This window comes from Rhodobacter maritimus (assembly GCF_058747975.1).
Genome location: NZ_CM179095.1, coordinates 3083359 through 3096793, shown reverse-complemented (window position 1 = coordinate 3096793; position 13435 = coordinate 3083359). Strand labels below are relative to the sequence as shown.

At 67.2% G+C, this 13435-nt stretch carries 14 protein-coding genes; 10 read left to right on the top strand and 4 right to left on the bottom strand.

Annotated features, from left to right (window positions below; genetic code table 11):
- Positions 1-19: 19 nt before the first annotated feature.
- Positions 20-1804: a heparinase II/III family protein gene (locus tag AC4PTO_RS15555; protein WP_492729993.1), complete on the bottom strand. Its 1785-nt coding sequence runs from the start codon at positions 1802-1804 to the stop codon at positions 20-22.
- 69 nt (positions 1805-1873) lie between these two features.
- Positions 1874-3175 carry an RsmB/NOP family class I SAM-dependent RNA methyltransferase gene (locus AC4PTO_RS15550; RefSeq protein WP_492729992.1) on the bottom strand — a complete coding sequence of 434 codons (1302 nt, stop codon included), beginning with the start codon at positions 3173-3175 and terminating at the stop codon, positions 1874-1876.
- Between the two features lie 70 nt (positions 3176-3245).
- Here AC4PTO_RS15550 and AC4PTO_RS15545 point away from each other — a divergent pair, with 70 nt between their 5' ends.
- Positions 3246-3425: a DUF1674 domain-containing protein gene (locus AC4PTO_RS15545; RefSeq protein ID WP_492729990.1), complete on the top strand. Its 180-nt coding sequence runs from the start codon at positions 3246-3248 to the stop codon at positions 3423-3425.
- A 30-nt stretch (positions 3426-3455) separates the two neighbouring features.
- On the opposite strand, the gene dapB is transcribed toward AC4PTO_RS15545, so the two are convergent.
- Positions 3456-4271: a 4-hydroxy-tetrahydrodipicolinate reductase gene (dapB, locus tag AC4PTO_RS15540; RefSeq protein WP_492729989.1), complete on the bottom strand. Its 816-nt coding sequence runs from the start codon at positions 4269-4271 to the stop codon at positions 3456-3458.
- A gap of 97 nt (positions 4272-4368) precedes the next feature.
- Between dapB and rbfA the strand changes: the two genes are divergently transcribed.
- From rbfA to AC4PTO_RS15495, 9 genes are all read left to right on the top strand, one after another.
- The gene (gene rbfA / locus AC4PTO_RS15535) at positions 4369-4797 is read left to right on the top strand and encodes a 30S ribosome-binding factor RbfA (protein ID WP_492729987.1); all 429 of its coding nucleotides are present in this window, start codon (positions 4369-4371) and stop codon (positions 4795-4797) included.
- On the top strand, positions 4778-5512 hold the full coding sequence (locus AC4PTO_RS15530; RefSeq protein ID WP_492733653.1) for a phosphodiester glycosidase family protein: 735 nt from the start codon (positions 4778-4780) through the stop codon (positions 5510-5512). Before rbfA ends, AC4PTO_RS15530 begins: the two co-directional genes overlap by 20 nt.
- 50 nt (positions 5513-5562) lie before the next feature.
- Complete coding sequence (gene truB / locus AC4PTO_RS15525) at positions 5563-6465, top strand: tRNA pseudouridine(55) synthase TruB (protein ID WP_492729986.1); 903 nt, start codon at positions 5563-5565, stop codon at positions 6463-6465.
- Between the two features lie 35 nt (positions 6466-6500).
- Entirely contained in the window at positions 6501-7034 is a 534-nt protein-coding gene (locus AC4PTO_RS15520; protein WP_492729985.1) for a DUF1643 domain-containing protein, read from the top strand.
- Positions 7035-7142: 108 nt separating this feature from the next.
- Positions 7143-8141: a calcium-binding protein gene (locus AC4PTO_RS15515; RefSeq protein WP_492729983.1), complete on the top strand. Its 999-nt coding sequence runs from the start codon at positions 7143-7145 to the stop codon at positions 8139-8141.
- Positions 8142-8302: 161 nt separating this feature from the next.
- Positions 8303-8572, top strand: coding sequence for a 30S ribosomal protein S15 (gene rpsO, locus AC4PTO_RS15510; protein WP_492729982.1), 270 nt, complete (start codon positions 8303-8305; stop codon positions 8570-8572).
- 177 nt (positions 8573-8749) lie between these two features.
- Positions 8750-10897 carry a polyribonucleotide nucleotidyltransferase gene (gene pnp, locus AC4PTO_RS15505; protein ID WP_492729981.1) on the top strand — a complete coding sequence of 716 codons (2148 nt, stop codon included), beginning with the start codon at positions 8750-8752 and terminating at the stop codon, positions 10895-10897.
- A gap of 126 nt (positions 10898-11023) precedes the next feature.
- Entirely contained in the window at positions 11024-11713 is a 690-nt protein-coding gene (locus AC4PTO_RS15500) for a hypothetical protein (RefSeq protein WP_492729979.1), read from the top strand.
- 91 nt (positions 11714-11804) lie between these two features.
- Entirely contained in the window at positions 11805-12614 is an 810-nt protein-coding gene (locus AC4PTO_RS15495) for a glycosyltransferase family 2 protein (RefSeq protein ID WP_492729977.1), read from the top strand.
- A gap of 47 nt (positions 12615-12661) precedes the next feature.
- On the opposite strand, the gene AC4PTO_RS15490 is transcribed toward AC4PTO_RS15495, so the two are convergent.
- A complete protein-coding gene (locus AC4PTO_RS15490; protein ID WP_492729975.1) occupies positions 12662-13318 on the bottom strand; it encodes a peroxiredoxin in 657 nt (218 codons plus the stop codon).
- Positions 13319-13435: the final 117 nt, after the last annotated feature.

The following is a 13435-nucleotide window of genomic DNA, read 5'->3' as shown; positions in this document are numbered from 1 at the left end:
GCAGCAGGGTCCTTATGGGTCAGTCGTCGGTCGGGTCTTCATCTTCGCGGGGATCAAGGTCGCGGATTGCCGCGGGGGTATCCTGAGCTTTCGCCAAGGTCCAGCCTGTCTGGCAGGCATAGTCCAGAACCCGCGCAGAAAGGACGATCTGCCGCGTCGGGCGCGGGCGCAGCCGGCCGCGTTCCAGATAGACCGAGGGTTCCAGCGCCAGATCGGCGGTGCCGTCATGGCGGAACACCCAGATCTCGCCCGATTTCAGCGCCATCGACACCGCCGATCCGCCCAGGTCCAGCGTGGCATCCACATCGGGATGCAGATGGAAACGAATCGAGAAGGCGATCCCCTTCAGCGCGGAGCGTTCGAAGATCACGTCGAAACGCTTGCGGTCATCCGAGGTCATGGCGCCAAGCGTGTCGCTGCCATGCAGCATGCGCCCGTCGGAAGACAGCGTCAGATCGCGCAGATGCGTCATCCCGTGGGTCGGCACATAGCCGTCATGGCCGAACAGCAGGCGCTGGCCGTCATCGGCGGGTTCGGCCTGGGTCCAGACCTCTTGCGGGGTGTCGGTCAAAAGCCCGCGCGAGGCGCCCCCGAACATCCCGTCCGGCCCCAGCCGGGACGAGGAATAGCGGTCGATCGCCAGCGTGGAATGGCTGGGCGTCGCGCGGCCCGCGCGGTGCCAGTCGGCCCCGAACGAGGCGCCCGAGCCGCAGTTGACGATCAGCGGGCGGCGCCCCGATGTCAGCTCGAACGCCAGGGTCGAGGCATGGGCATTGGCCGAGGCGCGCCCCTGCGGCGGCGCGGCCGCATCGACGATCAGCGTGCAGCGCCCCGCGCTCATGCGTGCAAAGCCCATCGCCGGGCCGGGGCCGGTGGCGGTGCGCACGCCGGACTGGCCAAGTGCCTGGTCAAGCCGCCCCTCGGCGCCCCGCCCACCGCCGTGGAAGCGCGCAAGCCCGCCATCGGCATGGCGCAGGCTGCGCAGGGTGGGGGCGATGCGTTCGATCGCGGCGGTATGTTCGGGCGGGGGGACGCGCCCGGCCTCGCTCAGGGCGGCGGCGGCCCAGATCAGCAGCGTGAAGACCTCGAGCAGTTCCTCGGGGTTGCGGGTGGGGATGCCGCCCTGCGCGTCGATCTGTTCGCGGCATTCGCGCGCAAGGGCCGCGACGGCGGGGGCCACATGCCCCTCCATCCCGGTCAGGGCGAGCCCGGCATAGATCAGCCCGGTCAGCGCCTCGAATCGCGGCAGTCCCGGCGAGGCCGAGCGCCAGCGGCGCGACAGGAAGATGGTCTGATGCCCGAGGCTGCGGAAAAAGCCGTCGGCGGCCGCGCGGTCCTGGCCGTTCAGAAGCAGGATGGCGTGGTTGATCCAGCGGATCAGCCGCCGCCCCGTCAGGTCGGGCGTCCAGCCCGGGCCGGTGCCCGCGCCGAAGCGGGCGATCCAGTCGAAGACCCAGGCCTGCGCGCGCTCGCGGGCCGCGCGGTCGCCCACGGCGGCCAGGTCGTCAAGCCAGGCGCACCCGTGCAGCGCCTCTTCGAAGGCGGGATCGGGCATCGGCAGATCCCAGATCGGCTTGTCCTGCCCCTCGATCAGGAAACCGGCGAACAGGAAATTCCCGGCGATCAGCTGGCGCCCGCGGGCGAATGTGCCGATGCTGCGCGGCTCGGGCTGGCTGACGAAGCCGGTGGCGGGGCGCGCGCGGGTGGCGCGCAGCGCGGCAAGCCGGTTCAGCGCCGCGTCAGAACGCGCGCGAAGCACGCTTCGCGTTTGTCCCTGTCCGACACGCCTGCCTTGCCCTGCCATGCTGATGACGGTTGCCCCGTTCCGTGTTGCCCGAAGTCGCGCGCACCATAATGCGCGCCCGCGGCCCTGTCACCGATCAATTCCGGCCTTGGCAAAGCCTTGCAGGGCGGCGATGTAGAACCCGTCCATGCCGCCCCGTTCGGGCCAGAAATCGGGCCGCAGCCGCAATCCGCCCTCGGGGCTTTGCCATTGCTCCTCCTGTCCCGGCAGGGCGGCGGGCAGGACGCGCAGGCCCGGATGGCGCGACAGGGCGGCGCGGATCTGGCCCTCGCCCTCGTCGGGCAGAAGCGAGCATGTGCAGAAGACCAGCCGCCCGCCCGGCCGCAGCCATCCAAGCGCGCGGTCAAGCAGTTCGGCCTGCAAGGCGATCAGCGGCTTGAGGCCGGCGGCCTCCTTCACATGCGGCAGGTCCGGGTGGCGGCGGATCGTCCCGGTGGCCGAACAGGGCGCATCGAGCAGGATCGCGTCGAACGCCGCGTCGGGCTGCCAGGCAAGCGCGTCGGCCACCACGATCTCTGCCTTCAGCCCGCAGCGGGCAAGATTGGCGCGCACCCGCTCCATCCGCGGCCCCGAGATATCCAGCGCGGTGACCTCTGCGCCCTGCGCGGCAAGTTGCAGCGTCTTGCCGCCGGGGGCCGCGCAAAGATCCAGCACGCGCTCTCCCATCCGGGGGGCGAGCAGGCGCGCGGCAAGCGCCGCGGCGGCGTCCTGCACCCACCAGGCGCCATCGCCGAACCCCGGCAAGTCCGAGACCTGCGCGCGCAGGGGCAGGCGGATGCTGCCGGTGGGCAGAGCCTCTCCGCCCAGCCTTGCCGCCCATGTTGCGGCATCGCCGTCCTTCGGGGTCACGTCGATCGGCGCGCCGCGCAGATGCGCGGCCTCCATCGCCTGGGTGGCCTTCTTGCCATAGGCCGACATCAGCCGCCCGCGCAGCCAGCCCGGAAGCGCCGGGGCCGGCAGGCCGGCCCATCTGTCCGGCCCGTTTTCGGCCACCCGGCGCAGCACCGCGTTGACCAGACCAGCAAAGCCCGCGGTGCGCTGCCCGCCCGCGCGCGCCAGCGTCACGGCGGCGTTGACCACGCCATGCGGCGCGGCGCCGTCTTGCAGGATCTCGACCGTGGCAAGGCGCAGAAGCGCGCGCATATCGGCGGGCGGGGGGTTGCGCAGCAGGGGCTTGAGCTCCGCATCCGCCTGTTCCAGATGGCGCAGCGTCAGCGTGGCCAGCCGTTGCGCGCGGGCGCGCTCGGCGGGGGGCAGGTGGTCCAGATCGCCCGCGGCAAGCTGGTCGGACAGGGGCTGGCGATCCTCCAGCACCCCCACGATCAGGCCAAGCGCCGCTTGCCGTGCCGCATCCGTTCCGCCCATTTGCATGCCCTTCGCCTTGTTCTCGGTGCCCCTGTGGGCCTATATCATGGCCAAGTGGTTCACAAGGAATGCAAGCATGAGCGAAGAGGCACGCCAGGACCTGCCGCCCGCCGCGCATCGGGCCCTTGCCGAGGCCGAAGAGCGCCGCCGCAAGGCCGCCCCGGCCGAGCTTCCGCCCGAACTGGGCGGCCGCGACGGGCCCGAGCCGGTGCGCTTCGGCGATTGGGAAAAGAAGGGCATCGCCGTCGATTTCTAGGCGGCGGGCGCGGCACGGGCCCTGCCGGGTTCAGTCCGACAGGCCCAGAACGTCCATCATGTCATAGGCGCCGGGCTTGCGGTCCTGCCCCCAAAGCGCGGCCTTCAGCGCGCCGCGGGCAAAGATCGCGCGGTCGGTGGCGACATGGCGCAGCACGATGCGTTCGCCCTCGCCCGCGAAGATCACGTCATGTTCGCCCACAATGTCGCCGCCCCGGATGGCGGCAAAGCCGATGGCGCCGGGCTTGCGCGCGCCGGTGATCCCGTCGCGTCCGGATTCGGTGTTCTCCTCCAGCGCGATGCCGCGCCCCTCGGCGGCCGCGCGGCCCAGCATGAGGGCCGTGCCCGAGGGCGCATCGACCTTCATGCGGTGATGCGCCTCGACCACCTCGACATCCCAGTCGGCATCGAGCGCCTGCGCGACCTTCCGCGTCATCTGCACCAGCAGGTTGACGCCAAGCGACATGTTGCCCGCCCGCACGATCACCGCATGGCGCGCGGCGGCGGCCAGCTTTTCAAGATGCGCAGGCCCCAGCCCCGTGGTGCCGATCACATGGACCGCGCGCGCCTGCGCGGCGAGGGCCGCGAATTCCACCGTCGCGGCGGGGGCGGTGAAGTCGATCACCGCCTGCGCACCGGCAAAGGCCTCCAGCGGATCGTCGGTGACGATCACGCCATTGGCCTGCCCGCCCGTCACCTGCCCCAGATCCTTGCCGATCCAGTCATGGCCGGTCCGTTCGACCGCGCCGGCAAGGCGGGCCTTGTCCGATGCGGCGACGGTCCGGGCCAGCATGCGGCCCATGCGGCCGGAAACCCCGGTAATGACGATGCCCGGCAGATCGGTCATGGCTCTCTCTCCTTCGTGATCGCCATTCCTTAGCCCGCGCGGCCCGGCTTGGCAAAGCCCAGTTGCGGGCGGGGCGGGCTTGGCCTACATGGGAGGCATGGCTAAGAACCGCTTTTCCTCGGGCGAAGGTCCGTCGCAACGTCAGCTTCGCGTGGGTGAGCTTATCCGGCGCACGCTGTCGGATGTGCTCATGCGCGGCGATGTGCACGACCCCGACCTGAACCGTATCTCGATCACCGTCGGAGAGGTGCGCACCACGCCCGACCTGAAGGTGGCCACGGCCTATGTCTCGGCCTTGGGTGGGCGCGGCACCGAAGAGATGCTGGTTGCCCTGCGCCGCAACAAGGGCGAGCTGCGCCACCTTGTCTCGCGCGCGCTGACGCTGAAATTCGCGCCCGAGCTGCGCTTCCGCATGGACGAGACCTTCGACAGGCTGGACGAGACGCGGCGCATGTTCTCGGACGAGACGGTGCAGCGCGATATCGCGCGGGGCCGGGAAGACGATGATCCGGACGATCCGCAATAGCGCGGCGCTTCTGGCGCTGCTGGTGTCGCCGCTTGCGGCCGGGGCAGGCCCCTGCCGTTCCCTGAGCTTCGAGGATACGCCCTTCACGGTCTGCGAGGCGCGGGCGGGGGACGATCTGCGCCTGTGGCTCGACGATGCGGGCGGCGCGCTGATCGGCACGCCCGAACGCCTGACGGAACAGCTTGCCCCCGGCGAGCGGCTGGTTTTTGCGATGAATGCGGGGATGTATCATCCCGACCGACGGCCCGTGGGCCTGTTCGTCGCTGACGGCGCCGAGCAGACCGCGCTGGTGACCCGCGCGGGGCCGGGCAATTTCGGGATGCTGCCCAACGGCGTCTTCTGCATCGACGAAAGGCTGGCGGTGATCGAATCGCGCGCCTATGCCGCCGCCCCGCAGGATTGCCGCTATGCCTCGCAATCGGGGCCGATGCTGGTGATCGGGGGGGCGCTGCATCCGCGTTTCCTGCCCGACAGCGACAGCCTGCATATCCGCAACGGCGTGGGGGTGGCGCCCGATGGCGGGACGGCCTGGTTCGCCATCTCGGACGCGCCGGTCAGCTTTCACCGCTTCGCGCGGCTGTTCCGCGACCGGCTGGGTGCGCCCGATGCGCTGTATTTCGACGGCTCCGTTTCGCGCCTGATCGCGCCGGGGATCGGGCGCGCGGATACCGGCGTTCCGATGGGGCCGATCGTGGGGATGGTCGCGCCGGATTGACCCCTGCGCCGCTTCGCGCTAGCACGCGGCCTTCGCAATCGGAGGGTGCCATGGCGCGCAAGAAGGGTCGTGAGATTTCCGGCTGGCTGGTGGTGGACAAGCCCGCGGGCGTGACCTCGACCACGGTCGTGAACAAGGTGCGCTGGGCGCTGGATGCGAAGAAGGCGGGCCATGCCGGCACGCTCGATCCCGCCGCGACCGGCGTTCTGGCCGTCGCGCTGGGCGAGGCCACAAAGACCGTGCCCTACATCACCGATGCGCTGAAATGCTACCGTTTCGCCATGCGCATGGGGGCGGCCACCAATACCGACGATGCCGAGGGCGCGGTGATCGCCACCAGCGAACTGCGGCCCACGGATGCGCAGATCGCCGCCGCGCTTCCCGCCTTTGTCGGCGATATCGAGCAGGTTCCGCCGCAGTTCTCGGCCGTCAAGGTCGATGGGGAACGCGCCTATGCCCTTGCCCGCGCGGGCGAGGAGATGGCGCTTGCCGCCCGCCCGCTTTACGTCGAAAGCCTTCAGGTGGTTGCCCGCCCCGATGCCGATACGGTCGAGCTGGAGATGGTCTGCGGCAAGGGCGGCTACGTCCGCTCGATCGCGCGGGATCTGGGGGCGGCGCTGGGGTGCCTGGGCCATGTGCAATGGCTGCGGCGCGAATGGTCGGGGCCGTTCGAGACCTCGGACGGGATCGGCCTGGACGAGATTGACCGCCTTGCCCGCACGCCCGAACTGGACGCGCGGGTCCTGCCCCTTGAGGTGGGGCTGGCCGAGCTGCCCGAATTGCGCGCCACCGCCGAAGGGGCGGCGCGGCTGAGAAACGGAAATCCGGGCATGGTCATCGCCTCGGATGTCGGGTTCGGCGAGGAAGCCTGGGCCAGCCATCAGGGCAAGCCGCTGGCCGTCGGCATCTACAAATCCGGCGAGTTGCATCCAAGCCGCGTGTTCAACCTCTGACTTGCCGGGGCAGGCGGGCTTTGGCACAAGGCGGCATGATCACGCGACACCACCTCAAGGGCGATGCGGAATCGACCGCCGTCTATTCCGACTGCGAGCGCTACCGCTATCTTCTGACCCGGACCTGGGCCCCCGGCGCGCCGCGCGCGCTGTTCATCCTGCTCAACCCCTCGACCGCGACCGAGGCGCAGAACGATCCCACGGTGGAGCGCTGCGAAAGGCGCGCCCGCGCGCTTGGCTTCGGGGCGTTCCGGGTGACGAACATCTTCGCCTATCGCGCCACCGATCCCCGTGTGATGCGGGCCGAGGCCGATCCGGTCGGCCCCGGAAACGACGCGGCCATCACCGAAAGCCTGGCCTGGGCCGTGGCGCCCGAGGCGCGCATCATCTGCGCCTGGGGGGCGCATGGCGCGCATCTGGATCGCGGCGCGGCGGTCGAGCGGCTTTTGCGGGCCTCGGGGCAGCCGCTCTTCCATCTGGGCCTGACCAAGGCCGGCGCGCCGCGCCATCCGCTTTACATCGGCTATGACCGCCAGCCTGAGCCCTGGCCGCAACCCGCGACCTTTTAGGCGGCGTTAACCCTTTGCAGCGAAATTCGTGGCATGGGGGACGCGCGTAAGGCATTGGAAGGGAATTGTCCCTAGCCTTGCGGCGATGCGACGACAAAGGGTGCGGCGATGTTCCTTCTTTCCGGTTTGCTCGGGCTGCTGCTTGCGGGTGCCTCGATCGGGTTTCTGCCCGAAGCTGTGACCCGCGACGATACCGGGGACGATAGTGATGACCCCGCGCCCGAAGCGGGTGACGAAACCGCGGCGGGCGATCTTCTGGACGATGTGCCGCCCCTGCCCGATGCCGCGCCGCAGGGGCGGATCATCGGCGGCACCGAGCTGGCGGATGACCTTGCGGGCACGCCGGGCGCGGATCAGGCCAACGGCCTTGACGGCAACGATACGCTGTCCGGCGATGACGGGCGCGACGTGCTTTGGGGCGGTGCGGGGCAGGACGTGCTGTTGGGCGGTGCGGGGGATGATGCGCTTGGCGGCGAGGATGGCGATGACCTGATCCTGGGCGGCATCGGCGCGGACACGCTTTCCGGGTTCATGGGCCATGACACGCTTTCGGGCGAGGCGGGGGCGGACCTGCTTCTGGGGGGCGCGGGGGATGACCTGCTGGACGGTGGCGCGGGCGATGACACGCTGGAGGGGCATGACGGGGCCGATACGCTGACCGGCGGCGCGGGCGCGGATGAGCTGTTCGGCGGCAAGGGCGACGATCTTCTTGACGGCCGCGCGCCGGGCCTTGCGGGGGACGAGGGTCCCCTTACCGCGCCGCGCGATTTCCTCAATGGCGGCAAGGGGGCCGATACGCTGATCGGCGACGCGGATGACCGGCTTCATGGCGGCGAGGATGCGGACCTGTTCGCCCTTGCCTGGGCCGGCGAGGCCGCGCCCCTCACCCTTATCGAGGATTACGACCCCGTGCAGGACCGCATCGCCGTGGTGATGGACGTGCCCGAGGGCGCGGCGCCCGAAATCTCGGTCGCGCCGTCGGACGGCACGGAAGGGGCGGCCTGGGTGCTGGTGAACGGCATCCGCATTGCCGAGGTGCTCAACGGAGCGGAACTGAGCGCTGCGGATATCGCGCTAATGTCGCCCAAGGCCTTTGCTGCGCTTTAGACATGGCCCTGCCGGGGCATCACGCCAAACGTGAATATCACTTTCCTTTTCACCCGATTTCCCCTATATGCGCGCATCCGCCATGACAGGCGGACCCTCCACGGGCCTTGCTGGACGACATCCCGGCCTGCGCCATTCCTCTAACCTTCAAGGAGACCCCGATGTCGATCACTGCCGAAGAGAAAAACCGTCTGATCAAGGAATTCGCCACCAAACAGGGCGATACCGGTTCGCCCGAAGTTCAGGTTGCTATCCTGTCCTCGCGCATTTCGACGCTGACGGAACACTTCAAGTCCCACAAGAAGGACAACCACTCCCGTCGTGGCCTTCTGATGATGGTCGCTCAGCGCCGCAAGCTGCTGGACTACCTCAAGGGCAAGGACGAAGCGCGCTACGCCTCGCTCATCGAGCGTCTGGGCCTGCGCCGCTGATCCAGGGACGCGCCCTTCGGGGCGCGTTTCTCTTTCAACCCGGACAGGTTTCCGGGTGTCGGCCTTCCCACCGGGCTCCATGGGACGGGCAGCCGTGAAAGGAAAAGGAGCCACGGGCATGGGGCCCGTACGCAAACAGGCGCGGGGAGGGTCCCTGCGCGACGATAGGAAAAACTTATGTTCAAGATCACAAGGAAATCGATCCAGTGGGGCGAAGAAACGCTGACGCTGGAATCCGGCAAGGTTGCGCGTCAGGCGGACGGGTCCGTCATCGCCACGCTGGGGGAAACCTCGGTCATGGCCAACGTGACCTTCGCGAAAGCAGCGAAGCCGGGGCAGGATTTCTTCCCGCTGACCGTCCACTACCAGGAAAAATACTACGCCGCCGGCAAGGTTCCGGGCGGCTTCTTCAAGCGCGAGGCGCGCCCGTCCGAGAAAGAGACGCTGACCTCGCGTCTGATCGACCGGCCCTGCCGCCCGCTCTTCGTCGAGGGCTTCAAGAACGAAGTTCTCGTGATGTGCACCGTGCTGTCGCATGACCTGGTCAACGAACCCGACATCGTGGCGATGATCGCCGCATCGGCCGCGCTGACCATTTCGGGCGTTCCCTTCATGGGCCCGATCGGCGCCGCGCGCGTGGGCTTCGTGGATGGCGACTACGTCCTGAACCCCGAAGTCGACGACATGCAGAAGCTGCGCGAAAACCCCGAGCAGCGCCTGGACCTTGTCGTCGCGGGCACCAAGGACGCGGTGATGATGGTCGAGTCCGAAGCCTATGAGCTTTCGGAAGCCGAGATGCTGGGCGCCGTGAAATTCGGCCACGAGGCGATGCAGCCGGTGATCGACCTGATCATCGACTTCGCCGAGGAATGCGCCAAGGAACCCTTCGACTTCCAGCCGCCGGAATACGGCGCGCTGTTCGACAAAGTGAAAGCCGCGGGCGAGACCGACATGCGCGCCGCCTTCGCGATCAAGGACAAGCAGGAACGCTCGAACGCGATCTCGGCTGCGGTCACAAAGATCAAGGAAAGCCTGTCGGAAGAGGATCAGGTCGATCCGAACCTTGGTTCCGCGATCAAGAAACTGGAATCGGGCATCCTGCGCGGCGACATCATCAACGGTGGCGCGCGGATCGACGGGCGTGACAACAAGACCGTGCGCCCGATCGTGTCCGAGGTCGGCCTGCTGCCGCGCACCCACGGCTCGGCGCTGTTCACCCGCGGCGAGACGCAGGGCCTTGTCGTGACCACGCTGGGCACCGGTGATGACGAACAGATCATCGACGCGCTGCATGGCAACTCGCGCTCGAACTTCCTGCTGCACTACAACTTCCCGCCCTATTCGGTGGGCGAGGTCGGCCGCGTGGGTTCGCCCGGCCGCCGCGAAATCGGCCATGGCAAGCTTGCCTGGCGCGCGCTTCAGGCGGTTCTGCCGGCGGCGACCGATTTCCCCTACACGATCCGCGTCGTGTCCGAGATCACGGAATCGAACGGCTCGTCCTCGATGGCCTCGGTCTGCGGCGGGTCGCTGTCGATGATGGATGCGGGCGTGCCGCTGAAAGCGCCGGTCGCGGGTGTGGCCATGGGCCTGATCCTTGAGGAAGACGGCCGCTACGCCGTTCTCACCGACATTCTCGGCGACGAGGATCACCTGGGCGACATGGACTTCAAGGTGGCCGGCACCGCCGAGGGCATCACCTCGTTGCAGATGGACATCAAGGTCGCGGGCATCACCCCCGAGATCATGGAGCAGGCGCTTGCGCAGGCGAAGGATGGCCGGATGCACATCCTGGGCGAGATGAACAAGGCGCTTTCCGCCGGCCGTCAGGAATTCTCGGCCCATGCGCCGCGGATCGAGACGATGACGATCCCGACCGACAAGATCCGCGAAGTGATCGGCTCGGGCGGCAAGGTCATCCGCGAGATCGTCGAGGTTTCGGGCGCCAAGGTCGACATCAACGACGACGGCGTGATCAAGATCGCTTCGGCCAATGGCGATGCGATCAAGAAGGCCTATGACATGATCTATTCGATCGTGGCAGAGCCGGAAGAAGGCAAGGTCTACACCGGCAAGGTGGTGAAACTGGTCGATTTCGGCGCCTTCGTGAACTTCTTCGGCAAGCGCGACGGCCTGGTCCATGTGTCCCAGATCGCCAACAAGCGCCTGAACCACCCCAACGAGGTGCTGAAGGAAGGTCAGGAAGTGAAGGTCAAGCTTCTCGGCTTCGACGACCGTGGCAAGGTGCGCCTTGGCATGAAGATGGTCGATCAGGAGACCGGCGAGGAGATCGCCCCCGAGAAGAAAGAAGAAGCGGCCGAAAGCTGAGCTTTTCACCGCGAACCGCACAGGACCCCGGGGCAGCGCGCCCCGGGGTCTTTTTACTGGACAACGCCCGCGCCCCCGTGATTCGTTTGCAGGCGTGGCCGGTTCGGCCTTGATCCACGGGTGGCAATGAACGACGCGATCACAGTTTGCATGACCATGGGCCGCCGGCCGGACCTCTTGCGCCAGACATTCGAAAGCCTGGGTGCGGAACTGGACGGCCTGCCGGTTCTGGCGATCAACGATTTCGGCGATTCGGAAACGAATGAAATGTTCGCGCAGGTCTGCCCGCAGGGACGCCGCATCGACCTTGGGCGTCAGGTTGGCCATCACCCCGCGGTCGATGCGCTTTACGGCGAGGTTCGCACCCCCTTTATCTTTCACCTCGAGGATGACTGGGGCTTCCACCGGCAGGGTTTTCTGGGGCAGGCGCGTGCGCTTTTGCAAAGTGATCCGGGGATCTCGATCGTTTGCCTGCGCGATGTCTCGGACTTTCCCCAATCCGTGGACTGGGGTGATGCGCCGCGATCGGTGCATGACGATGCGGGTGATTATGTCCGGCTGGACCACCTGCATGACCAGTGGCACGGGTTCACCTTCAACCCGCATCTGGGGCGCAAGGCGCTTTGGGAACGGTTGGGTGGATTTTCCGGGTTCAGGAAAGAGCGCCACATCTCTCGCCATGTCCGCGGGCAGGGGCAGTTCACCGCGTATCTGGATCCCGGCGCCTGTGCCCATATCGGATGGGAAACCAGCGTGACCGAGGCGAAGGTGCCGTTGGAGAAGCGGCTCAAGAACTGGTTCCTGCGCAAGCGGTGATCCGCGTGCCGCCCGCTGTTCTTCGTGCGCCGGGGGCCAAAGTGTAATATGCGGCACGACGCCTGCACCAATTCTGATGAAAGAGCCCTTCATGCGCTTGCCGATATCCGCATTCATCATCTGTCAGGATGAAGAGCCTTTCATCGAGGCGTGTATCCGCAGCCTCTCGATGTGCGCCGAGATCGTCATCGTCGATTCCGGCTCCACCGATCGCACGGTCGAGATCATCGAGGAACTGAAAGGCGAAGGATTCCCGATTATGTTCCTGCACGAGGCGTGGCGGGGTTACGGCGCGCAAAAGCAGTTCGCGCTGGAACAATGCACCCAGCCCTGGGTCTTCTCGGTCGACAGCGACGAGCGGGTCAGCGAACGGTTGGCGAAGGTGCTTCCTGCGCTGCTTGAGGCCGACGGCGTGAACGGCTACCGCGTCACGCGCTACGATTACCTTGCCGGATATGGCTATGTCCCCCCCCGAGCGCATGAACGCTATCACAACCGGCTTTTCCGGCGCGGCACCGGCCGGTTCGATCCGACCGACAAGGTGCATGAGGGCATTCGTATCGACGGCGAGGTGCGCAAGATCGCTGAGGGAGGCCTGCTGCATTTCCGCCCGATCCCGCTGGCCGAGCTGATCCAGAAGAAGAACAAGTATTCCTCGCTGAAGGCCGAGATGAAGCGCGAACGCGGCATTCCGGCGCGTCCGTGGAAGATGCTGTTCAGTCCGATCTTCTTCTTTTCACGCTGGTATTTCGGCCATGGGCTGTGGCGCTGCGGCTGGGCGGGGTTCGTCAACGCCTCCAGCGGCGCGATCTATTCCTTCCTGACCGAAGCCAAGCGGTGGGAGGCAGAGGCGCTGGAAAAGGTGCCCCCGGAGGAGCCGGGCGACCCCAAGGGTTACTGACGAAAAAGGCCCGGCAAACGCCGGGCCTTTTGCATTTCCGCGCCGCCTCAGGCCGGGCGCTTGACGGTGCGCAGGTAGGGTAGTTTCACGTCCACCTCTCCGAAACGCGCCTTTGCATCCTCGGTCGAGACCGAAAGCGCCACGATCACGTCCTGACCGGGCACCCAGTTGGCCGGGGTGGCGAAGGGGGCGTTGTCGGTGGCCTGCACCGCGTCCAGCGCGCGCAAGATCTCGGCGAAGTTGCGGCCCACCGACATCGGGTAGGTCATCGTCAGGCGCACCTTCTTGTCGGGGCCGATGATATAGACGGTGCGCACCGTGGCCGAGTTTGCGGGCGTGCGGCCCTCGGTCGGTAGGTAATGGTCTGCGGGCAGCATGTCATAGGCCTTGGAAACCGTCATCGAGGTATCGTCGATGATCGGGAAATCCGCGGGGCTGCCCGAGAAAGCCTCGATATCGCTTTTCCATTTCCGGTGTTCCTCGACCGAGTCGACGGAAACGCCGATCACCTTGGTGTTGCGCTTGGCCCATTCGTCGGCCAGCTGCGCGACCGCGCCGAATTCGGTGGTGCAGACCGGCGTGAAATCGCGCGGGTGCGAAAACAGGATGGCGTAGTTGTCACCGATGAAGTCGTGAAAACGGATTTCGCCTGCGGTGGACTGGGCGGTGAAATCCGGGGCGGTATCGTTGATGCGCAGACCCATGGTCGGCCTCCTGTCATGGAAAGAACTGCCCGCTATCTAGGCCAAGCGGAAAGAAGTTTCGAGAGCCCGCGGGTCTTTATCGCCAATATGGGAAACTGTCTTCCGATCGCCAGTGCG

What these genes read in the sequence shown, in the direction of transcription:
- AC4PTO_RS15555 (WP_492729993.1), bottom strand. Translation starts at nt 1,804, where the DNA reads ATGGCAGGGCAAGGCAGGCGTGTCGGACAGGGACAAACGCGAAGCGTG.
- AC4PTO_RS15550 (WP_492729992.1), bottom strand. Translation starts at nt 3,175, where the DNA reads ATGCAAATGGGCGGAACGGATGCGGCACGGCAAGCGGCGCTTGGCCTG.
- AC4PTO_RS15545 (WP_492729990.1), top strand. Translation starts at nt 3,246, where the DNA reads ATGAGCGAAGAGGCACGCCAGGACCTGCCGCCCGCCGCGCATCGGGCC.
- dapB (WP_492729989.1), bottom strand. Translation starts at nt 4,271, where the DNA reads ATGACCGATCTGCCGGGCATCGTCATTACCGGGGTTTCCGGCCGCATG.
- rbfA (WP_492729987.1), top strand. Translation starts at nt 4,369, where the DNA reads ATGGCTAAGAACCGCTTTTCCTCGGGCGAAGGTCCGTCGCAACGTCAG.
- truB (WP_492729986.1), top strand. Translation starts at nt 5,563, where the DNA reads ATGGCGCGCAAGAAGGGTCGTGAGATTTCCGGCTGGCTGGTGGTGGAC.
- AC4PTO_RS15520 (WP_492729985.1), top strand. Translation starts at nt 6,501, where the DNA reads ATGATCACGCGACACCACCTCAAGGGCGATGCGGAATCGACCGCCGTC.
- AC4PTO_RS15515 (WP_492729983.1), top strand. Translation starts at nt 7,143, where the DNA reads ATGTTCCTTCTTTCCGGTTTGCTCGGGCTGCTGCTTGCGGGTGCCTCG.
- rpsO (WP_492729982.1), top strand. Translation starts at nt 8,303, where the DNA reads ATGTCGATCACTGCCGAAGAGAAAAACCGTCTGATCAAGGAATTCGCC.
- pnp (WP_492729981.1), top strand. Translation starts at nt 8,750, where the DNA reads ATGTTCAAGATCACAAGGAAATCGATCCAGTGGGGCGAAGAAACGCTG.
- AC4PTO_RS15500 (WP_492729979.1), top strand. Translation starts at nt 11,024, where the DNA reads ATGAACGACGCGATCACAGTTTGCATGACCATGGGCCGCCGGCCGGAC.
- AC4PTO_RS15495 (WP_492729977.1), top strand. Translation starts at nt 11,805, where the DNA reads ATGCGCTTGCCGATATCCGCATTCATCATCTGTCAGGATGAAGAGCCT.
- AC4PTO_RS15490 (WP_492729975.1), bottom strand. Translation starts at nt 13,318, where the DNA reads ATGGGTCTGCGCATCAACGATACCGCCCCGGATTTCACCGCCCAGTCC.